Source organism: Nocardioides houyundeii (assembly GCF_002865585.1).
GTDB classification, from domain to species: domain Bacteria; phylum Actinomycetota; class Actinomycetes; order Propionibacteriales; family Nocardioidaceae; genus Nocardioides; species Nocardioides houyundeii.
The window spans coordinates 226,779-247,966 of sequence record NZ_CP025581.1 but is presented as its reverse complement, the minus strand read 5'-3'; the positions used below and the strand labels follow the sequence as shown (position 1 = coordinate 247,966).

The 21,188-nt window shown below is 73.0% G+C and carries 19 protein-coding genes and 1 pseudogene; 10 read left to right on the top strand and 10 right to left on the bottom strand.

Translation table 11 applies throughout. The features are described from left to right. Positions 1-29: 29 nt before the first annotated feature. Positions 30-1,115: a histidinol-phosphate transaminase gene (gene hisC / locus C0R66_RS01180; RefSeq protein ID WP_101523142.1), complete on the bottom strand. Its 1,086-nt coding sequence runs from the start codon at positions 1,113-1,115 to the stop codon at positions 30-32. A gap of 5 nt (positions 1,116-1,120) precedes the next feature. Next, positions 1,121-1,717, bottom strand: a complete 597-nt coding sequence (locus C0R66_RS01175) for a VanZ family protein (RefSeq protein ID WP_101523141.1) — start codon at positions 1,715-1,717, stop codon at positions 1,121-1,123. Positions 1,718-1,750: 33 nt separating this feature from the next. Between C0R66_RS01175 and C0R66_RS01170 the strand changes: the two genes are divergently transcribed. Then, positions 1,751-2,749, top strand: a complete 999-nt coding sequence (locus C0R66_RS01170) for an EamA family transporter (RefSeq protein WP_101523140.1) — start codon at positions 1,751-1,753, stop codon at positions 2,747-2,749. Positions 2,750-2,761: 12 nt separating this feature from the next. On the opposite strand, the gene C0R66_RS01165 is transcribed toward C0R66_RS01170, so the two are convergent. Then, positions 2,762-3,652 (bottom strand): dimethylarginine dimethylaminohydrolase family protein, encoded by an 891-nt coding sequence (locus tag C0R66_RS01165; protein WP_101523139.1) that lies wholly within the window; start codon positions 3,650-3,652, stop codon positions 2,762-2,764. Positions 3,653-3,747: 95 nt separating this feature from the next. Between C0R66_RS01165 and C0R66_RS01160 the strand changes: the two genes are divergently transcribed. The 6 genes from C0R66_RS01160 to C0R66_RS19825 are packed head-to-tail and all read left to right on the top strand — an operon-like array spanning position 3,748 to position 8,394. Further along, positions 3,748-4,416 (top strand): GntR family transcriptional regulator, encoded by a 669-nt coding sequence (locus C0R66_RS01160; protein ID WP_101523138.1) that lies wholly within the window; start codon positions 3,748-3,750, stop codon positions 4,414-4,416. A 59-nt stretch (positions 4,417-4,475) separates the two neighbouring features. After that, complete coding sequence (locus tag C0R66_RS01155) at positions 4,476-4,862, top strand: phage holin family protein (protein WP_101523137.1); 387 nt, start codon at positions 4,476-4,478, stop codon at positions 4,860-4,862. After that, positions 4,855-5,388, top strand: a complete 534-nt coding sequence (locus C0R66_RS01150; RefSeq protein WP_101523136.1) for a low molecular weight protein-tyrosine-phosphatase — start codon at positions 4,855-4,857, stop codon at positions 5,386-5,388. Before C0R66_RS01155 ends, C0R66_RS01150 begins: the two co-directional genes overlap by 8 nt. Beyond that, on the top strand, positions 5,385-6,245 hold the full coding sequence (locus C0R66_RS01145; RefSeq protein ID WP_101523135.1) for a fructosamine kinase family protein: 861 nt from the start codon (positions 5,385-5,387) through the stop codon (positions 6,243-6,245). The genes C0R66_RS01150 and C0R66_RS01145 overlap by 4 nt, the downstream gene beginning before the upstream one ends. A 53-nt stretch (positions 6,246-6,298) precedes the next feature. Continuing rightward, positions 6,299-7,006 (top strand): response regulator transcription factor, encoded by a 708-nt coding sequence (locus C0R66_RS01140; protein WP_101525967.1) that lies wholly within the window; start codon positions 6,299-6,301, stop codon positions 7,004-7,006. Then, the gene (locus C0R66_RS19825) at positions 7,003-8,394 is read left to right on the top strand and encodes a sensor histidine kinase (protein WP_277869151.1); all 1,392 of its coding nucleotides are present in this window, start codon (positions 7,003-7,005) and stop codon (positions 8,392-8,394) included. Before C0R66_RS01140 ends, C0R66_RS19825 begins: the two co-directional genes overlap by 4 nt. Before the next feature lie 10 nt (positions 8,395-8,404). On the opposite strand, the gene C0R66_RS01130 is transcribed toward C0R66_RS19825, so the two are convergent. From C0R66_RS01130 to C0R66_RS01100, 7 genes and pseudogenes are all read right to left on the bottom strand, one after another. Beyond that, positions 8,405-10,111, bottom strand: coding sequence for an HNH endonuclease (locus tag C0R66_RS01130; protein WP_101523133.1), 1,707 nt, complete (start codon positions 10,109-10,111; stop codon positions 8,405-8,407). A gap of 62 nt (positions 10,112-10,173) precedes the next feature. Further along, positions 10,174-11,072, bottom strand: a pseudogene (locus C0R66_RS01125) (anthranilate synthase component I family protein). Positions 11,073-11,422: 350 nt separating this feature from the next. Beyond that, the gene (locus C0R66_RS01120; RefSeq protein WP_241901534.1) at positions 11,423-12,031 is read right to left on the bottom strand and encodes an anthranilate synthase component II; all 609 of its coding nucleotides are present in this window, start codon (positions 12,029-12,031) and stop codon (positions 11,423-11,425) included. A 23-nt stretch (positions 12,032-12,054) separates the two neighbouring features. Beyond that, positions 12,055-13,743, bottom strand: a complete 1,689-nt coding sequence (locus tag C0R66_RS01115) for a sulfatase-like hydrolase/transferase (protein ID WP_101523131.1) — start codon at positions 13,741-13,743, stop codon at positions 12,055-12,057. Positions 13,744-13,857: 114 nt separating this feature from the next. Next, complete coding sequence (locus tag C0R66_RS01110) at positions 13,858-15,261, bottom strand: hypothetical protein (RefSeq protein ID WP_101523130.1); 1,404 nt, start codon at positions 15,259-15,261, stop codon at positions 13,858-13,860. Positions 15,262-15,292: 31 nt separating this feature from the next. Continuing rightward, entirely contained in the window at positions 15,293-17,227 is a 1,935-nt protein-coding gene (locus C0R66_RS01105) for an anthranilate synthase family protein (RefSeq protein WP_101525966.1), read from the bottom strand. A gap of 122 nt (positions 17,228-17,349) precedes the next feature. Continuing rightward, a complete protein-coding gene (locus tag C0R66_RS01100; protein ID WP_101523129.1) occupies positions 17,350-18,288 on the bottom strand; it encodes a type IV toxin-antitoxin system AbiEi family antitoxin domain-containing protein in 939 nt (312 codons plus the stop codon). A gap of 155 nt (positions 18,289-18,443) precedes the next feature. Between C0R66_RS01100 and C0R66_RS01095 the strand changes: the two genes are divergently transcribed. The 3 genes from C0R66_RS01095 (at position 18,444) to C0R66_RS01085 (ending at position 21,159) form a co-directional block, all read left to right on the top strand. Continuing rightward, a complete protein-coding gene (locus C0R66_RS01095; RefSeq protein WP_101523128.1) occupies positions 18,444-19,202 on the top strand; it encodes an enoyl-CoA hydratase-related protein in 759 nt (252 codons plus the stop codon). 96 nt (positions 19,203-19,298) lie between these two features. Continuing rightward, a complete protein-coding gene (locus tag C0R66_RS01090; protein WP_241901533.1) occupies positions 19,299-19,805 on the top strand; it encodes a SigE family RNA polymerase sigma factor in 507 nt (168 codons plus the stop codon). Positions 19,806-20,181: 376 nt separating this feature from the next. After that, complete coding sequence (locus C0R66_RS01085) at positions 20,182-21,159, top strand: hypothetical protein (protein ID WP_101523126.1); 978 nt, start codon at positions 20,182-20,184, stop codon at positions 21,157-21,159. Positions 21,160-21,188: the final 29 nt, after the last annotated feature.

The window sequence follows — 21,188 nt, the reverse complement described above, 5'->3', positions numbered from 1 at the left end:
GACCCTAGACGCCGCCCGGGCGGGGCGAGTCAGGTGCGCGGGAAGCTGCGGGCCAGCTCGACGACCCGGTCACTGGCCTCGTCCTCGCCGATGGTCACCCGCACCCCGTCGCCGGCGAACGGACGCACGGTGATGCCCAGCTCCTCGGCGGCGGCGGCGAACTCGCCGGCCCGGTCGCCGACGGGGAACCAGATGAAGTTGCCCTGGGACTCGGGCACGTCCCAGCCGGCGGCGCGGACGGCTGCCAGCACCCGGGTCCGTTCGGCGACCAGCGCCTCGACCCGCTCGAGCAGGGCCTCCTCGGCCTCCAGCGAGGCGATCGCCGCTGCCTGGGCGACGTGGCTGACCCCGAAGGGCAGGGAGACCGCACGCAGGGCGGCGGCGAGCTGCGGCTGCGCCACGGCGTACCCCACCCGGAAGCCGGCCAGGCCGTAGGCCTTGGAGAAGGTCCGCGTCACCACCACGTTGGGGTGCGCCAGCACGGTGGCCACGCCGTCGACCGGGTCGGGCGAGCGCACGAACTCCACGTACGCCTCGTCCAGGACCACCACGACGTGCGAGGGCACCCGCGCCAGGAACACCTCGACCTCGGTCTGGGTGAGCGCCGGGCCGGTGGGGTTGTTGGGCGTGCAGAGCAGCACCACCTTGGTCCGCTCGGTGACGGCCGCGGCCATCGCGTCCAGGTCGTGGCGCCCGTCGGCGGTCAGCGGCACCCGCACCGAGCGGGCGCCCGCCACGGTCACCGCGATCGGGTAGGCCTCGAAGGAGCGCCAGGCGTGCACCACCTCGTCGTGCGGCTCGCCGTGGGTGCAGTACGCGCTGAGCAGCTGGTAGATCAGCGCCACGCTGCCGGTCGCCACCGCCAGGTGGTCGCTCGGCACGCCGAGCCTGCCGGCGAGCGCCTGGTAGAGCTGCGCGGAGCCCATGTCGGGGTAGCGGTTCATCTCCTGCGCCGCGGCCACGGCCGCGTCCAGCACGCCGGGCAGCGGCGGGTAGGGGTTCTCGTTGGAGGAGAGCTTGTAGCCGATCAGGCCCGGCCGCGGGGTGGGCGGCCGGCCCGCGACGTACGCCGGGATGGCGGCGAGGTCGGCGCGCGGCTGGGGGTTGCTGGTCATGGCGCTCACCCTAGTAACCCCGGGTGCGTCCGGTCGCGCCGTGCCTCCTCGCGCATCCGGCGCCGCCACGGCTGGAGCACCAGCGCCAGCGCCAGCCCGATGCCGCAGCCGATGAGCGCCCCGGTGGCGTTGTCGACGACGTCGGTGATGTCGCAGGCGCGGTCGATGCGGGCCAGCTCCAGCTGGGTGATCTCGATGAGCACCGAGTAGCCCACCAGGCCGGCGAGCCCCATCGGGACCAGCAGCCAGGCGGTGCGCCACCGGGCCAGACCAAGCACCAGCAGCGCCCCGGCCGGCACGAAGAGCGCGGTGTTGAGCATCCGCTGGGTGCCGCTGAAGATCCAGAAGCCGTCCGGGGCCGGGCCACCGACGGTCCGCGAGCAGGTCGGCTGCCGCGCCTCCGCGGGCACCAGGGTGGTCGAGCCGGTCGGAGGCACCAGCGTGACCAGCCCGATGACCACCAGCGCCCACACGAAGCCCACCAGCGAGAACGCGGTGACCGGGCCCAGCCAGCGCGCGAGCACCAGCCCGACCAGAGCCAGGACGAGCCCGGAGGCCGCCGACCCCAGCACCATCACCGCCGCTCCGCCAACCTCGATCACGGGGTCGAGGCTACCTGCGCGACAATCTGCTCCATGTCAGTCCAGCGCCCGGTCCAGCGCCCGGTCCAGCGCTCTGCCCAGCGCTCTGCCCAGCGCCGGTTCGGCATCGGTCTCGTCGTGGTCGGCGCGACGCTGTTCATCCTCAACTCCGGGGTCTCGCGGGTCGCGCTGCGCAACGGGATCGGGTCGCTCGAGCTCACCTCGCTGCGGGTGACCGGCACCTTCGTCGCCCTGCTGGTGGTCGCCGTGGCGTGGCAGCGCTCGGCGCTGCGGCTGCCGCGGGGCCGGCAGCTGTTGCTGGTCACCGCCCTGGGTCTCTTCGGGGTGGCGCTGCTGCAGCTGTGCTACTTCATGGCACTGGACCGGCTGACCATCAGCCTGGCGCTGCTGCTGGAGTACCAGGCGCCGATCCTGGTGGCGCTGTGGGCGAAGTTCGTGCAGCGCACCGAGGTCACCGCGCGTCTGTGGTGGGGGCTGGCGCTGGCCGTGGCCGGGCTGGCGGCGGCCACCGAGATCTGGCAGGGCGCCTCGTTCGACACCCTCGGGGTGCTGGCGGGCATCGGCGGCGCCATCTGCTTCGCGGCGTACTTCCTGCTGGGTGAGGCCTGCCACGACGCCGGGCTCTCCTCGGTGCAGGTGATGCTGTGGGGCTTCGCCGTGGCGACGGTGGCGATGAACCTGGCCTCCCCGGTGTGGCTGGTGGAGGCGGACCTGACGGCCTCGGTCTCGCTCCAGGGCAGCCTGGACGCCCTCTCGGCGCCGCTGTGGCTGGTGCTGGCCTGGGTGGTGCTGCTGGGCACCCTGGCGCCGTTCGGGGTGGAGCTGGTGGCGCTGCGCTACATCCCGGCGACGCTGGTGACCGCGATCGCCATGCTCGAGCCGGTGGGCGCGGCGGCCCTCGGCTGGGCCTGGTACGCCGAGTCGCTCAGCGCGGTGGCCGTGCTGGGCTGCGTCGCCGTGGTGGCGGGCATCCTGCTGGCCCAGACCGCGCGGGGCGAGGAGCACCCCGAGGACCCGATCACCCTGACGTAGCCGCGGTGCCACCTAGCCGGGCAGCAGCACCTCGCCGCCGGGCACAAGCGGCAGGTCGCGGCCCAGCGTCACGTCCAGGGGGTTGGTCAGGCAGCGGACCGAGCCGCCGGCCTTGTGGAACTCGCCCATCTCCACCACCACGACGGTGAACCCCCACTCCTCCAGCTGGGTCCGCACCCGCTCCGGCGCAGCCGGCATCACGATGGTGCGCCCGATCACGATCGAGTTGGCCGCGAACGTGGTCAGTGCCTCGTCCTCGGTCAGGACCAGAGGCTCGGGCACCAGCTCGAGCAACGCGGCCCGGGAGGCGTCGTCGAAGGCCTCGGGGCAGATGATGGCGCGACGCTCGTCGAGGGGGCAGAAGGCCAGGTCGAGGTGGTACATCCCGGGGTGGTCGATGCGCAGCCCGCGCACCCGCACCCCGAGGCCGGCGGCGAGGTGCTTGAGGCCCAGCTCCTCGGTGCGCGGTCCGTAGCCCACCACCAGGGCGTCGCCGAAGGGGAAGGCGTCACCGGCCTCGAAGTGGGCGCCCACGCCGTCGCGACCGACGTAGGAGGTGACGTGGCCGGCGTCGGCGAACCAGGCCTGCGCCGACTCGGTCTCCATCCGGCGCTGCTCGTAGCGCATGTGGGAGAGCACCGCGCTCGCACTGCCGTCCGCGCCGCGCACGGCGAGACCGAGGTTCATCGCGTAGACCATGTCGGGGGCGTCGGAGCGCTGGCCGAGCACCTCCACCACGCCGCCGTGAGCCTCGATGGTGTGGACCAGGTGGTCCCACTGCTCCCGGGCCACCGCGGCGTCGGGCTGGTCGGCGGGGTCCATGAAGGGGTTGATGACGTAGTCGACCCGGAAGTGGTCGGGGCGCACCGCCAGGTAGTGCTTGCCCCACTGCAGCTCTGACATGTCATCGCCCCCGTTCTGTCAGATTGTCTGACAATCGTGTGGAGTGAGTGTGGCGGCGCGCCGCCCACTTATCAACTCCTGACAGACTCGGGGTCATGGGCGAGTCGTTCGGGAACCTGCACCTGGAGCAGTCCTCCATCGTCGACCGCGTCGTGGAGGAGCTGCGTCGGGCGATCTTCGACGGCGAGCTGGAGAGCGGTACGCCGCTGCGCGAGGTCGCGCTGGCCGAGCAGCTCGGGATCTCCCGCCCCACCGTGCGCGAGGCGCTCACCGTGCTGGTGGCCGAGGGCCTGGCCACCCGGGAGCCGCACCGCGGGGTCAGCGTCGCCCAGCCCGACCCCGACTCGGTCGCCGACGTCTGCCGGGCCCGGGCCGTGCTCGAGGTCGCCGGGGCCCGGCACTGGGCCGAGGCCGAGGAGGAGGCCCGCGAGGCGGTGCGCCAGGCCCTTGCCGCCTACGCCGCCGCGGTGGCCGACGGGGCGTCGTACCAGGCGCTCAACGCCCGACACCTGGCGGTGCACGCCTCCTTCGTCGGCCTGCTCGGCAGCCCCCGGCTGGTGGCGGTCGCCGAGGGCCTGAGCGCGGAGCTGCGCCTGGCGCTGGCCCAGATCGACCGGCTCCGGCGCAACGCCCACGACCAGGCGGGATCGCACACCCACCTGGTGGCGATGCTGGAGCGCGGCGACGTCGCCGCGGCAGCGGACCACCTTGCCGAGCACCTCGCCGACGCCGAGGTGGCGATCAAGGCGGCCCTGCGCTTCTGAGGCGCGTCCCAGGCCCGCGTCTCCGACCCGGCTGCGCGCCTCCCCCTAGGGTGAGGTGCATGCGCTTCCTGACGTGGCTGGTCGCCACCGCCGTGGCGGTGGCCACCGCAGCCTGGCTCTTCGACGGCATCCGGTTCGCCGGCGCCGACCATCCCTTCTCAGCCCAGCTGGAGGACAAGCTCGTCCCGCTGGTGGTGGTTTCCCTGATCTTCGGGGCGGTCAACATCGTGGTCGGCAAGGTGGTCAAGCTGCTCTCGCTGCCGTTCATCATCCTCACCCTGGGGCTCTTCCTGCTCGTCATCAACGCCCTGCTGCTGATGCTCACCGCCTGGGTGGCCGGCCAGCTCGACATCGGCTTCAAGGTCGACGGATTCTGGACGGCCGTGGGGGGATCGATCGTGATCACCGTGGTCGGCTGGTTCTTCAGCGCCGCCGTCGATGACTGACCGCCCGGGCGACACCGAGGCCCCGGGCGACACCGAGGCGCTGCCTCCTCCCCGCACGCCGGGCCGCTACCGGGTGGCACTGGTCTGCCTGGGCAACATCTGCCGCTCCCCGATGGCGCACGTGGTGCTGGCCGACCAGGTCGCCGCCGCCGGTCTCGACGACCGGGTCGAGGTGGTCAGCGCCGGCACCGCCGGCTGGCACGTGGGCAAGCCGATGGACGAGCGGGCCGCCGCCACCCTCGCCCGGGCCGGACACGACCCGACGCGGCACCGCGCCAGGCAGTTCGAGCCGAGCTGGCACCAGGACTGCGACCTGGTCCTGGTGATGGACCGGTCCAACCTCGCCGACGTCGGCGGCGAGACCCCTCGGGTCCGGCTGTTTCGCGCCTTCGATCCGGAGAACCCGGGCGGCGAGGTACCTGACCCGTACTACGGTGGGGAGCAAGGGTTCACGGAGGTGATGTCCATGGTCGAGCGCACCAGCACGCACCTGGTGAGGCTGCTTTCGGACGCCGTCGCCCCATGACCCGCTCCCCCGTGGTGGCACGCCGGGCCGAGGCGCTGCTCGGCGTGGCCGTGGTGAGCACCGCTCCCGTCGCGGGGGGCGACATCTCCACGGCGACCCGGCTGCGGCTCAACGACGGCTCCACGGCCCTGATGAAGACCCTCCCGCACCCGCCGCCGGGTTTTTTCGAGGCCGAGGCCGCCGGGCTGCGCTGGCTCGGCGAGGTCCCCGACGGCGCTCCCGCCGCCGAGGTGCTGGCCGTCGACAGCGACTGCCTGATCGTGCGCTGGATCGAGCCCGGGCGGACCACCCCGGACGCGGCGGTGGACTTCGGCCGGCGTCTCGCGCGCACCCACGCCGCGGGCGCCCCGGCGTACGGCGGGGAGCGCGACGGCTACATCGGCCGGCTGCCGCTGCCCAACCGCACCGCCCCGACCTGGGCGGAGTTCTTCGCCACCCGGCGGATCCTGCCCTACCTCAAGCTGGCCCGTGACCGGGGCGCGATCGAGGAGAGCGATGCCGCGGCCGTGGACTCCGTCCTGGGCCGGCTCTCGGCGCTGGTGCCCGAGGAGGGCCCGGCGCGCATCCACGGCGACCTGTGGAACGGCAACTGCCTGTGGGGCCTGGACGGCGCGGTGCACCTGATCGACCCTGCCGCGCACGGCGGTCACCGCGAGACCGACCTGGCGATGCTGTCGCTGTTCGGGCTGCCCAACCTGCAGCGGGCGCTCACCGCCTACGCCGACGAGGCCCCGCTGGCCGACGGCTGGCAGGACCGGACGGGGCTGCACCAGCTGCACCCGCTCCTGGTCCACGCCTGCCACTTCGGCGGCGGGTACGGTGCCCGTGCCGGTGCGGTCGCCGGCCGCTACACGTGAGCGCGAGCGGCCCTCTCAGCGCCGCCTCAGGTCGCGCTGGCAGCATGGCGGCCATGCCGGACAGCAAGCAGTCGACGAAGCCGCGGGTCCTGGTGGTCGACGACGACAAGGCGGTGCGGGAGTCCCTGCGTCGCTCCCTGGAGTTCAACGGCTACGACGTGGCGCTGGCCCGCGACGGCGCCGAGGCTCTTGCCAGCATCGGGTCCACCCTCCCGGACGTGGTGGTGATGGACGTGATGATGCCGCGGCTCGACGGGCTCGAGGCCACCCGCGCACTGCGCACCGCGGGCAACGACGTGCCGATCCTGGTGCTGACCGCCCGCGACGCGGTGGGCGACCGGGTGGAGGGGCTGGACGCCGGTGCCGACGACTACCTCACCAAGCCGTTCGCCCTCGAGGAGCTGCTGGCCCGGCTGCGCGCCCTGCTGCGCCGGATCACCCCCTCGGCCGAGGAGGCCGAGGAGTCGCTGGTCTTCGGCGACCTGTCCATGGACCTGGGCGCCCGGGAGGTGCGGCGCGGTGATCGGCTGATCGAGCTCACCCGTACCGAGTTCACCCTGCTGGAGATGTTCCTGCGCCGCCCCCGCCGGGTGCTGGAGCGCTCGTTCATCCTGGAGGAGGTCTGGGGCTACGACTTCCCGACGACCGCCAACTCCCTCGAGGTGTACGTCGGCTACCTGCGGCGCAAGACCGAGGCCGAGGGCGAGTCCCGCCTCCTGCACACGGTGCGCGGCGTCGGCTACGTGCTGAAGGACGGGTGAGCCCGGCGATGTGGCAGCGGCACGGGTGGCACTACCGCCGCTCGCTGGCCAGCCGGGTGGCGCTGCTGACCACCATGGCCGTCGGGGTGGCGATCGCGTTCATGGCCGCCGGGTCGTTCGTGACCGTCCGGATGCAGCTGCAGTCCTCCCTCGACGAGTCGCTGCTCAACCGTGCCACCAAGGCCGCCTCCTACAGCGCCCTGGCCGAGATGACCGCCCGGGACGTGCCTTCGTGGATGCTGGGCGCCGCGGACGTCCGGGTCATCTTCATCCGCGAGGACAAGAACGTCCTCACCGCCGACAACGAGGGCCCCACCGTGGCGCTGGGCGCCCCGGAGCTGGCCGTGGCCGAGGGCACCCTGGACGAGTCGGTGCGCACCATCCGGGCCGAGAACGGCGTCGTCTACCGGGCGGCCACCGTGCCTGCCGGCGGCGGCCAGGCCCTGGTGCTGTTGCAGACGCTGGACGAGAACGAGCGGACACTGCGCGGCCTGGGCACGGTGATGCTCGCCTTCGGAGCCACCGGGGTGCTGGTCGCCGCGATGGCCGGGTGGATGGTGGCGCGCAGCGGTCTGCGGCCGGTACGCCGACTGACCGCCTCCGTCGAGGACATCGCCCAGACCGAGGACCTGCGCCCGCTCGAGGTCGACGGGGACGACGAGATGGCCCGCCTGGCCACGGCGTTCAACCACATGCTGGCCGCCCTGTCGGCCTCCCGCGACCGGGAGCGTCGCCTCGTCGCGGACGCCGGGCACGAGCTGCGGACCCCGCTGACCAGCCTGCGTACCAATCTCGACCTGCTCAGCCAGGCCGGCGACGGGCTGCCCGAGGACGCCCGGCGCGAGCTGCTGGATGACGTGCGGGCCCAGATCGAGGAGCTCTCCACCCTGGTGGGGGACCTGGTGGAGCTGGCCCGGGAGGAGCCGCTCTCGCAGGTGATCGCCGAGATCGACCTGGTCGACGTGGTGGAGCGGGCGCTGGCCCGGGTGCGCCGGCGGGCCCCTGCCGTGGTCTTCGACGTCGAGCTCGAGCCGTGGCGGGTGCGCGGCGAGGCCCAGGCGCTGGAGCGGGCGGTGACCAACCTGCTCGACAACGCCGCCAAGTGGAGCAAGGAGGGCGGGACCATCAAGGTCCGGCTCACCAGCGGGGTGCTGACCATCGACGACGAGGGTCCCGGCATCGCCGCCAAGGACGTGCCGCACGTCTTCGACCGGTTCTACCGCTCCGACGACTCCCGCTCCATGCCCGGCTCCGGGCTGGGGCTCTCGATCGTGCGGCAGGCCGTGGAGCGGCACGCCGGCGCCGTCCGCGTGGACCGCTCCCCCAGCGGCGGCGCCCGTCTGGTGATGTGGCTGCCGCGCGCGCCCCAGCACGTGGCTTCGGAGTAGGAAGCGGCGCTCAGCCGGCGTCGGCGAAGAGGACCCGAGCACCGAAACCGGCCTCCACCGTGCTGAACCCCCGGCTCTCCAGCCACCTCCGGCCGGCCGGCACCCCCGGCGGTTCGGGGGCGCCGGGCCTGCTCGCCGCCAACCCGGCGCCCATCCCAGCGCCCGTCCCGGCGCCCGGACCCGGCGGCCGGGGCAGTCCGGGCGGATGGGACAGGTGGAGGTGACCGTGCGGCGTGAGGGTGCCGACCTCGTGCCGACCTCGCTCGTCGGTCGTGGCCCAGCTGTCCCAGCCCGGCGTCTCCTTGACGAGGTTGCAGGCCTCGCACAGCCCCTGGCCGTTGCCGAGGCTGGTGGCCCCGTCGTCGGCCACCGCGGTGACGTGGTCGGCGTGCCGGACTGGTGCGTCGCACCAGACGGTCCGGCAGACGCCGCCGTCGCGGAAGTTGATCATCATGGCGAGCTGGCGGTCGAAGAGCCTGGCACGGTTCTCCATCGCGACCAGCTGGTCGTCCCCGGGTGCGGTGAAGAGCCGGCGCAGCGACGCCCTGGAGTCCGCGGTCGCCAAGGAGACGAGGTCGGCACACAGTCCGGCAGGGATGTAGCCACCGATCGAGCCCCGGCCCGTGGGCCGCCCGGCGGTGGTGGTCAGCGCGTGCAGGAAGCCCGGCTCGCTGGAGTGCCCCAGCAGCGACTCGACGCTGATGACCAGGTTGACCGCGACCGGGGCGGCTCGGGTGGTGTCCAGCCCCGTGATCCGGGCGACCAAGGTGTCTGCCTTCACCTGGTCACGGGTCCGCGAGTCCCCCGCAGCAGCGGCGGCACCGGCCGCCTGCGCCAGGGCGGCCATCACCGACGCGTAGTGATCGTCGGGCAGGACGGCGCAGACCTTGCCGGTGCCGTCGCCCAGCAGCCGACCCACGACGCGCCGCTGCCGGCGGGCACGCCTCATGCGACGGGAGACCGCATCGTCGTCGAGCCGCAGGGAGAGGCGCACCACGGCCTGGCGCAGCGCCTCGGGCCCCATCGTGCCCAGCGCGCTCGCGCCGACCCCCTCGACCGGCCCGTCGAGAGCATCCGGCCCCTCCGCGGCACCGTCGGCCGCGGCCAGCTCGGCATCCAGGATCCGCCGCTGGGCCGGCGCCAGGTGCTCGGTCTCGCGGACCACCACCATCGCCCGCTCCTCGTCGAGGTCGCCGCGGCTCAGGGCGGCCAGGGTGTGCGGCAGGTCGCGCACCAGCAGCACGGCGGCGTCGGCGTACCGACGGCCCCGCGCCGGGGACTCGTGCCGGGCCAGCCCGACCTGGGCACCGACCACGAGCGCCGCCCGGGGGCCGGTCACCGCACGGCTGTGGGGACTGCGGGTGCCGGCGCGTCGCTCCCGCCGGACCCGGTCCCGCTCCGCCTCCACCCGCCGGGTCTCCTGGGCCACGAAGGACGCGGTGAGTCGCACCCGAGCCGCCGCCGCCGCGCAGGTGACCCGGGTGAGCTCTTCGATCAGGGCCAGCCGCGTGCCACCCCCGTCTGCACCGTCTTCTGCACCGTCTTCTGCACCGCCGTCGGCAGGCTCGCCGGTCACCGAGTCCGCGCAGGACCCGAGCTGCGAGAGCTGCTCGACCAGGTCGGCCGCCCAACCGACGGCGAGCGCCTCCGACGTCCCCGGACCGGCGCAGGGGTCAGGGGAACCGCCGCGCGAGGCCGAAGTGGATGACTCGATCATGTGTTCGATTCTAGTCACTACTGCCGACACTCGCTGCGGTCATCCACAGCCGCGCGAGCCCCTCAGCCCGCCAGCACCCGGAGCAGCCGTTCCGCCTTCCACGTCGCCTCGGCGTACTCCGCCGCGACCTCGGAGCGCACGGTGATCCCGCCGCCGGTCCCCAGCGTCCACCGGCCGTCGCCGGCCGTCATCAGGGACCGGATCACCACCCCCAGGTCCGCGCGTCCGTCCGCCGCGAGCCAGCCGAACCCGCCGGCGTACGCACCGCGGGGGGTGTCCTCGACCGCGTCGATGATCTCCATGGTGCGCAGCTTGGGCGCGCCGGTCATCGACCCCGGAGGGAAGAGGGCGTGCAGCGCGCGCACCGTCGAGACACCGGCACGCAGCCGTCCGCGGACGGTCGAGACCAGCTGGTGCACGCTCTCGTAGGACTCCACCGCCATCAGCTCGGGCACCGTGACCGTGCCCGGCTCGCACACCGCGGAGAGGTCGTTGCGCAGCAGGTCCACGATCATCAGGTTCTCGGCACGGAGCTTCGGGTCGGCCGCCAGGTGCGCGCGGGACGCCTCGTCCTGGGCTGCGCTGGCACCGCGCGGGGTGGTGCCCTTGATCGGCCTGGTCTCGCACTCCCCGTCGGCGCCGACCAGGGCGAAGCGCTCCGGCGAGGAGCTGAGCAGCCAGCCCCGGGCCCCGTCGACGTCGTGCTGGAGGAACCCGGCGTAGGGGCGGGGTTGAGCTCGCGCAGCCGCAGGTAGGCGGTCACCGGGTCGAGGTCGGAGCGGGTGGTGACCCGGTGCGTCAGGTTGACCTCGTAGGAGTTGCCGGCGCGCAGCTCCTCCTGGACGGCGGCGAACGCGGCGGCGTACTCCGCGGGCACCGTCGGCGATCCCTCCGCCGGTCCGGTACGCCGGGTGCCCACCGCCGCGGCGTGGGTGAAGGACCGCACGTGCCGGGGCCGCATCCACACCGCGTCCGGCAGCCCGCCCTCGGCCGCCGACCGGGCCGCCCGAGCGGGCAGGTCCGGGCGGGAGGCGTAGCCGAGGTAGCCGAACCACTGGTCCTGGGCAGACCCGGACGCCAGCTCGGCCTCCAGCACCTCGAAGATGTCGGAGCCGACCACCACGGACCCCCCGCCGCTGTGCCGCCGCACCTCCCCGGCCCGGGCGTCCAGGGTCAGGGAGACGTCGTCAGGGTCCAGCCAGCCGATGATGGAGCGGCGTCCCGACCAGTCGCGGGCACCGCCGCCGTCGAGCCAGAAGCAACGGGGCTGGGCGGCGGCGACCTCGGCGAAGTGCTCCTCGGGGGTGGTCATCACGCACCCCGGCCGAACCCGGGCGCCAGGAAGTTCGCCACCAGCGCGGCGCCGTGCTCGGACAGGATCGACTCGGGGTGGAACTGCACGCCCTCCAGCGGCAGCCGGCGGTGCCGCACGCCCATCACCACGGGGTCGCCGTCCGCACCGCGGCTGGTGGCGGTCTGCTCCAGGCAGTCGGGCAGCGCCCGGACCGCGAGCGAGTGGTAGCGCACGGCGCCGAAGCGCTGCGGCACGCCGGCGAACACCCCCCGCCCGTCGTGCTCGACCACGGCGAGGTCGCCGTGCGCGGGCTCCACCCGGTCCACCAGCCCACCGAAGGCGGTCACCAGGCCCTGCATCCCCAGGCAGACCCCCAGCACCGGGCGGGTACCGGCACGCAGCACCTCGCGCCCGACGCCGAAGTCGCGCTCCACCTCGGGGTGGCCCGGTCCCGGGGAGAGCACCACGTGGCTGTGCCTGAGCACCTCGGCGACCGGGACCTCGTCGTGCTGCACCACCCGCGGCAGCACCCCGGTGACGCCCGCGACCAGGTGCACCAGGTTGTGGGTGTAGGAGTCGTGGTGGTCCACCACCACCACGTCGGGGGTCACGGCAGCGCTACTCATGGCAGCGCCAGTCATAGCAGGGTTCACTGCGTGATGCGGCGGCAGCGTTCGCTCACCGCGGTGTCCCCGGCGGTCGCGGCGCACGCGTCGAGCTCCCCCAGCTTGGCCCGCAGCGCCGCGACCTGGGCGGCGTACCGGGCCTGGTGCACGACGTTCCTCTTCTCCCAGCCGCGCTTGGCGTAGGAGTAGAACTCGTAGGCGTACCTGGTCCGGCGCAGGTCGGGGTCGAGGTCGAGGCGCACCAGCAGCGCGTCGCGGCTGCGCACCGCGACGTAGGACGGGATGCGCTTGAGCTCGCCCCCGGTGAACGCCAGGTCCGGGTCGTCACCGGCGGTGTCGGTGGTGTGCTCGACGAAGACGTGGTCGCGGGTGCGCAGCGTCGGGTCGGTGAAGGTCGGCACCAGCGAGGTGCCGGAGCGGAACGCGGCCGGCTGCAGCCCGGCGAGCTCCTCGAAGGTGGGAGCCAGGTCGAGGTTGCTGGTCATCTCGGCCCGCGCGCCCGGGGCGATCCCCGGGCCCGCGATGAGCAGCGGCACCCGGATGTCGGTGTCGTAGGCCGTCCCCTTGCCCATCCCCATCCCGAGCTGGCCGAGGTGGAAGCCGTTGTCGGAGGTCAGCACCACCACGGTGTCCTCGTCGACCGCCTTGAGGATCCGGCGCAGGGTCCGGTCGATCGACTGCACCATCTGCGCCCGGTTGCGCAGGTGGGCCGTCGCCCGGGCGGCGCCGAGGGTGGGCACGGTGTTCCAGGCCCGGGCCTTGCGGCCGGCCAGGGTCCGCGGCGCGTTGTCTGCGCGGCGGTCCCCGAAGCCGGGCAGGTCCTTGGTGGTCAGCGAGCGGCAGGAGACGAGGCCGCAGTTGCCCTGCGCCTTCTTGCCACCCGCGCGGTCCCGGAAGGCGGGCGGGAAGACCGGGTCGCCCGGGTAGGCGCCCTGCGGGTTGGTCCGGTTGTGCGGCGCGTACGGCGCCACCTCGAGGAAGTACGGCGCGGCGTCGGAGCGGTGGGCACGGATGAAGTCCAGCGCGTAGTCCTCCACCACCTGGCCGGCGTACGAGGCGTCCCGGGTGGCGCGCGAGGCCGTGGCCGGCGGGATGGGGTGGTGCCGCGCTTGGAGCCGGCCGCCGGAGACGCCTGTGCTGTCGAAGCCCCACCCGTCGTACGCCGACCCGAACAGGGCGTTGAACTGCGACCAGCCGGCCGGCAGCGGGGGCAGCGGCTTGACCCCGGGGAGGTACTCGTACTGGTTGAGGTACTTGCCCACGAAGCCGGTGGTGTACCCGGCCGCCTGGAGCCGCACGTTGACGCTGCGCTGCTCGTTGCCGTAGGCGCGGAACGCCGACCAGCCGCCCATCGGTCCCGCCCCCGGCACGAGCGAGGCGGTGTTGGTGCGCACCCCCGTCTGGTGCGGGTACTGCCCCGTCATCAGGCTGGCGCGCGAGACGCAGCACAGCGAGTCCACGACGAAGTGCTGGTACGTCGCCGCCCGGCGGGCCAGGCGCCCCGCCCCCTTCATGGTCTGCAGCAGGTCCATGGAGAAGTCGTCCATCAGGACCAGGACGATGTTCGGACGGGCCTGGGGCGCAGCGATCCGGGACTTGCGGACCGGGCGGTCCGGGTGCACGTCGCCCATCGCGGGGACGCACCCGAGCAGCATCGCGACCGCGGCGACCAGGGCGACCGCCCGCGCGGCGCACCACCGTGCTCTCGTCATGTCACTCTCCCCCGTGCGGCCCCCACCCTAGGGACGCCCCGGCCCGCCGGCGCGTTGCCACACCGTGAGCCGGAGCGCCACCCGCTGGGACTCGGGGAGCCAGCGAGGTGAGGATCAGGGCAGCTTGACGCTGTTCGTCACCGGAGCGACCCGCGCGCCCTTCTTGAGCTCGGGACGCGAGCACCCGGCCTGCATGCCCTTGGTCGCGAGACCGGCGAGGTCCCCGGTGCCGTAGCGGGTGGGACGCTCGGGGCCGTTGATCGGGCCGAGCATCTGTCCCAGCGAGGTGGCGTGGCCCAGGCCGAGGGCGTGCGCGATCTCGTGGGTCAGGGTCTTGGACATCATGTCCTCGTTCCACGCGACCGGCGGCTCGACGGTGTCGAGCATCAGCGAGGCGCGGGTGATCTGCACGTGCCGCCCGCGCGAGTCCTTGGCCCACACGCCCTTGTCCGGACCACCGCGACCCAGCGTGTTGCCGGACAGGTCCATGGAGGTGTTCGCCTGGCCGCCGAAGCCGATGATCAGCATGGTGTCGGCGTCCGCACCGGCCTGCCCCGGAGCGGGGTCCGGCCAGCCGGCGGTGTCCCCGCCGTCGACCAGCGTGTAGCCCGTGGCGAGCCGGACGTGGCGCATCACGCGGGCCACCATGGCCCGGGCGTACCCGGGAGCGTGGGTGTAGTTGACCTTGTAGACGATCGGCGCGCACGGGTTGAACCGGAAGCGCCGGGACGGGTCGAACTCGGTCCAGTCGCCGGGGTCGGTGCCGTTGGGCACGTAGTCGGGGACGACCGCCGTACCGGCGGGCTCGGAGACCGCGGCGCGGGCGGACCCGGTCTTGGGGACCAGGACCCGGGTGGGGGCGCTGCGCAGCCAGTCGTTGCTCAGCGCGACCGAGAACGAGCCGTCGGCACCCGAGACGGTCTGGGCGGCGTCGAACCACTTCTTGCCGAACTGCTGCTGGACCAGCACGGTGCGACCGGCGGCCGCCTCACCGCCGACGAACCCCGAGGCGATCGTGGGCGCCGCGGAGTAGGCGACCGAGGTGCCGTTCGCCCAGGTCGGCGCCACGGCGCTCGCGGCCTTGTTGGACACGATGCGGACCTTGAACCGCTTCTGGAACTTCTTCACCCCACGCGCCCGGGGAGCCAGCACGGTGAACTTGCGGGCCTTCTGCTTCTTGCCCGCCTTGACCTTGAAGGTGAACACGCCCTTCTTGGAGGTCTTCTTGCGGGCGATGACCACGGTGCGCTTGCCGCGCTTCTCCAGCAGGCGCACGGTCCGCTTGGACTTGCCCTTCACCTTGACCTTGCCGCGGATGGAGAACTTGCTCTTGATCGGCGCCGACGAGGGCGCGGAGACCCGCTGCCCCGCGGCCCGGGCGGCGGGGTCGACGATGCTCAGGCTGACCTCGGTGGGGGTGGGGGAAGCCGTCGCGGTGGGGGCACCGGCCAGGGCGCCCAGCGCCACCGCTGCCGCCGACGCGCACGCCGCGAGGCGCACCTTGAATCCAGCCGTCATGTCTTGCGTCCCCCTGGTGGTGGTTGGTGCCTCAGCCGCGCAGCACCTGCGCGACCAGCTCGTTGATCAGGTCGTAGCCGCGCTCGGTGAGGATCGACTCCGCGTGGAACTGTATGCCTTGGTAGTGCGGTCCCACCAAGGAGTGGATGTCTCCGGTCTCCGGGTCGGTCTCGACCCGCACCGAGTCCGGCAGTCCGGACTCGCCGACCCGGCCGACGAAGGTGTTGTAGAAGCCCACCCGCTCCACCCGGTCGCCGATCGTGACCGTGGACTGGGTGCCCTGGAAGACGATGTCCTTGAAGACCAGGGGGATCTCCAGCCGCTCGCAGAGCGTCTGGTGCCCCAGGCACACGGCCAGGAACTTCTGGCGCCGCGCGAGCAGCCGGTCCACCGCGGCGCGGACCCGGGCGATCTTCGGGTCGTCGCCGTCGCGCGGGTCACCGGGGCCGGGACCGACGATGACCAGGTCCCACCGGTCGAAGAGCTCGTCGAGGTCGTGGTCGTCGAGCGCCTCGTGCCGGACCACCTCGCTGGTCATGCCCATCACGCCGAGCATGTGGCTCAGCATGTTGACGAAGTCGTCCTCGCAGTCGATGATCCCGACCCGCTTGCCCGCCAGCTCCGGGTCCGGGGTGGACCCGGCCTGGTCGGTGAGCCAGAACGTCGAGAGCCGGCGGTTGCGCGACTGCAGGGCGATCAGCACGTCCTCGTCACGCGCCAGCTCGGCCAGGCCCTGCGCGGGGGTGCCGGCACCGGGCACCAGGCCGAGGGCGGAGAGGATGCCGCCGGCCTTGGCGTGCGTCTCCGCCACCTCGTACGCCGGGTCGGAGTCACGCACCAGCGTGGCGCCCGCGGTCACCTTCACCCGGCCGTCGAGGGAGACGTCCGCGGTCCTGATCACGATGGGGCTGTCGGCCGTGGCCTCGCCGCTCTCGTCGCGCCCCAGCAGGGCCAGCGCCGCGCCGTAGTAGCCGCGGCCCTCGGGCTCGTAGGTCTTGATCAGCCGGCACGCGTTCTCCACCGGGCTGCCGGTCACGGTCGCGGCGTACATCGTGTCGCGCAGGATCTCGCGCACGTCCCGGTTGGACCGGCCCGCCAGCAGGTACTCGGTGTGCACCAGGTGGGTCATCGGCTTGAGGAAGGGCCCGAGCACCATGCCGCCCTCGTGGCACAGCTCGCACATCATCTTGAGCTCTTCGTCGACGACCATGAAGAGCTCGTAGATCTCCTTCTCGTCGCGCAGGAACTCCAGCAGCCGCGGCTTCATCTCCGCCGCGCTGGTCGCCCCGACCCGGAAGGTCCCCGAGATCGGGTTCATTCGCACGTCGCCGCCGTGCACGCTGACGTGCCGCTCCGGGCTGGCGCCGATCAGGTAGCGGTCGCCGGTGAAGAAGCAAAACGTCCAGTAGGCCCCGCGCTCGCGGTCCAGCAGCCGTCGGAACAGGGTCAACGCCTTGTCCGCGTCCCAGTCGGCGACGACAGCGGTGTAGTGCCGCCCGATGACCAGGTTGGCGCCCTCGCCCTGCCCGATCTCGTCGCGGATGATCGACTCCACGACCTCGGCGTAGTCCTCGTCAGAGGTCTCGAACCCGCCGCGGTCGGTGAACTCCAGCCCTTCGTCGACGATCGCCTCCAGCACCGCGGGCACCGCGAACCGCTGCTCGGTCTCGATGTCGACCACCACCAGCGGCGCGCCGTCGTCGTGGGCCTCGAAGCCACGCTCGCGCACCTGGCGGAAGGGCACCGCGAGCAGCCGGTCGAAACGGCGCCCCTCGGGCGGCGTCCCCTCCTCCAGCGGCACGTCGAGCAGCGAGTCGACCTCGCTGCGCGGGCCACCGACGAACGTGACGACGTCGGGGTCCCCGGGCTCCTTGCGAGCCAGCCGCAGCAGTGCCCAGGCCTCGTGCCCCTGGAGCTCGGCGAGCGCTGCTCGCACCTCCTGGGCCGACGCGTGGGTGGTGTCCATGGCGAGCACCCTAGTTCGCGTCGATCGACACCTGGCGCCGCGTCCCAAACGGCCCCTGGGTCAGCGCACCCTGCGCCCGTTCACGCAGCGCCACCATCCAGGCCAGACACGCTCGCCCGCTCTCAATCAGCACACTCGGCGCACGACCTGTGCCGGCCGTCCCAGCCTCGGGCCCGCAGGAGCCGCCCGATGCGGTCAGCCGTTCGGCACGGCGTCCCGAAGACCTGCCCCCAGCCGATCCGCACCGTCCCCAGTCGGGCCACGGCCGCGTCGAGGTCGCGGTCGAGATCGTGGTTGCGTCGCTGTGCCGAGTCGTGGAACAGGCGCCCGTCGAGCTCGACGATCTGACCCACCTGCTCGTAGACGACGTCGCGATAGATCGACCCGACTGCCGATGCCTGACGCCGAGCCCGAGGCAGGGCGTGCGGCCGCTCGACGCGGACCAGGTACCCGTGCTCGAGGACCGACCCTGCGCCCTGGTCGATGTCGAGCAGGACGGCGCGCAAGAACTGACGTCGGGCGAGACGCGCTCGTCCGTCGAGCGCTACGACCAGGCGCGCGGCCGTGGTGCGCCGGGCCTGGACGGCGTCGGCGAGCACCGAGATCGCGGCGAAGTCGTGGCTCGCCTCGGCAGCAACGTCAATCAGCGCCTCCTCGATCCGGACGCGCGGCGGCGTCGCATTCCACAGCACCTTGCCGTCGAGACCCACCGTCCGGTGCAGCCGGATGCCGGGGGCAGCCGTCAGCCCACGCTGGCGATCGACCGCCAGGTGGATCGGCGCCCCGTCCTCGGAGCGGCGCCCCGGGCCGTCGGTCCCGCGGAGCGCCGAGGTGTGGCTCAGCGCGGCCGGCCAGTGGAGCAGGACGCCACCCCAGGCGAGCTGAAGCCACGTCGGCTCTCCGGTGTGGTCCACGAAGACGCCCGGATGCAGTCGGACGAGCTCGCGCCGGCGCAGCAACCGGCGTACGTCGTGCGGAGCCAGCCCTGTGCGGAGGAGCTGGGCGCGCGTGACCACACCGGACTGGAGCGCGAGGTGGTGCGCGACCGGGGAAAGATCCATCGCTGCATCCTCACGAGACCTCGCACCCAGCACCTTCTGGAGAACCCCGGCTGTGTAGAACTCGGCGAGTGCGGCCCTTGTGAGCCACTGGGTGACACATCGGGGCCGCCCTGATTCAAGGACCAACGCCAAGCAAGTGCGGCAGGATGTGCGCCATGCCTGACGCCCCCACCACGCTCGTGACGTACGCCGTCTCCGACGCCGTCGCGACCATCACCCTCGACTCCCCCCACAACCGCAACGCCCTGTCGCGCCAGCTGGTCACCGAGCTCTTCGAGCACCTGGAGACCGCCGCCGGCGACGAGGCCGTGCGAGTGGTGCTGATCCAGAGCTCCGGCAAGGTGTTCTGCTCCGGCGCCGACCTCTCCGAGGCGAGCACCACCGGGATGGAGGAGGGGACCCGGCGGATCATCGCGCTGCAGCGCCTCATCGCCACGATGCCGAAGGTGGTGGTCACCAAGAACCTGGGCGCCGTGCGCGCCGGGGGCATCGGCATCGTCGCTGCGGCCGACGTCGCCGTCTCCGCCGAGGAGGCGACCTTCGCCCTGACCGAGGTCAAGCTCGGGCTGGCCGCGGCCATCATCAGCCTCTCGGTGTTCCACCGGATGAGCCCGCGGGCCGCGTCCCTGACCGCGCTGGGCGGCGAGGTCTTCACCGGCACCGAGGCGGCGGCGTACGGGCTGGTCACCAAGGCGGTCCCCGCGGCCGAGCTGGACGCCGAGGTGGAGCGCCTGTGCGCGAGCTTCGCCACCGGCGCCAACCAGGGCATCCGGGAGACCAAGCACATCCTCAACGCGGCCCTGGTGGCGCGGATCGACGCGGGCGCGGAGGAGATGGCCACGCTCAGCACCCGGCTCTTCGGCTCCGACGAGGCGCGCGAGGCGATGACGGCGTTCCTCTCCCGCAAGAAGTAGACGAAGAAGTCTCGTCCGGCGGGCAACCGAGGGAAGACCCAACAGGTCTCAACCAGCATGACCGCCTCAACCGCCAGCGACCGCTTGGAGGGGACCGTGACGAGCACAGTCGACTTCGACGGCTTCATCGCCGCCCGTTCCGGGGGCCTCCTGCGCACGGCGTACCTGCTGACCCGGGACCACGGGCTCGCCGAGGACCTGCTGCAGACCTCGCTGGCCAAGGCCTGGTTCGCCTGGGACAAGATCGAGACCCACCCCGAGCCGTACGTGCGCCGCATCCTGGTCAACACCTACTCCTCGTGGTGGCGCCGGCGCTGGAACGGCGAGCACGCCTCCGAGGACGTGCCGGACCCCGGCACACCCGACCCGTCGAACGGTGTGGACGACAGCCACGACCTGTGGCTGGCGTTGGGCGGGCTGCCCCGGCGCCAGCGTGCCGTGGTCGTGCTGCGCTTCTTCGACGACCTGTCGGTGGCCGAGACCGCCGACCTGCTCGACTGCTCCACCGGGACGGTCAAGAGCCAGACGAGCAAGGCGCTCGCCAAGCTGCGGATCGACCCCGCCCTCGCGAACGACACCGACCCCGTAGGAGGCCTGCGATGAGCTCTCTCGACGACCTGCGCACATCGCTGCACGCCCACGCCCACGCCGACGCCGTCTCGGGGCACGCCCCGGACGAGGTGTCCCGCAGGGCTGCGGTCCGGGATCGGATCACCGCCGTACGCCGACGCCGACGGGTCGCCGGCACCGCGGCGGCGGTGCTCTCCGTCGCCCTGGTGGGTGGACTGGCGGGTGGACTCAACCTGTTCCGGGGAGACTCCGCCTTCGGCCCCGCGGAACGCGGCGACGTGCCGGCCCAGCTGGCTGGGCACCCCGTGCCCCCACCATCGAGGCGGCCGGCTGGACCTACGAGTACGCCGGCTCCGTCACCGGCACCGACCAGGTCGAGATCGAGCTGGAGGAGTCGGACCGTCCCCAGGTGGTCGCCTGGGCGAACGGGGCCGATGTCGGATCTGGCGACCTGGACGACTGGACGGTGTCCGAGCCCGACGGCGACGTCTACCAGCCGGGCGCGGCGGACTTCTCCCAGTACTGGCGGGCCGACCCGGGTCAGGGCGGCACCCTGCGCTTCTCCGGTCCTGGCGAGAACGCCCTGGCTCTCTACGAGCTCTCCGACGAGCGGCCCCCCGGGGTGACCGTGGAGGGGCTCACCTTCCGCGAGCGGGTGGCCGGCGACCGGCTGGTCGCCGCCGACGCGGTGCGCGGCGAGGGCTCGCTGACCATGTCGGTCCAGGTGCCCGAAGGGGTGCTGAGCTTTGGGGCCGTGTGCCGGATCGAACCCGGAGTCGGGGCTCCGGAGACGATCTCGCTGGAGGTCCTCGTCGACGGCGAGATGATGGTCAGCGGCACCGGGTGCGACCGGCCCGACGCTCTCTTCGACCCGGGCGCCCATCAGTTCGCGTCGTGGCCCGATGGGATCCGGACCTCGGCCGGGCAGGTGCGCCCGGGGGAGACCGTCGAGGTGACGGCCCGGTTCGTCGACGACGCCGGAGACCCGGTCCCGGTGGGCGACGAGGCGCTGCTGGCCGCCGGCCTCTACGAGCAGGGCGACCCCCTGCCCTTCATGGCAGCCGGGCAGCCGGTGCCCCGCCTGGTCGAGGTCGACGGGGTGACCTGGACCTTCGACCGGGTGGCGCGCAGCGAGCCCGGTGGGCCACTGGTCACCACGCTGCCCGACGAGCCGGCGGTGATCTCCTACCACTTCTCGGGGGTGCCCGACGGGCACTTGGTCAGGCTGCTGGTGGACGGCAAGCCCGAAGGCACCCAGTTCATGGGCGAGGACGGTGCCATGCCCAGCGGCTTCCTGCCCTCCGGCGGCGAGGTGAGCCTGGAGGTCGAGGGCGGCCCCGGGCCGCGCACCCGCCTGGCGATCCTGCGCTACACCCGCCAGCAGTGAGCAGCGTCATGGCTGGATAGCACGAGGCG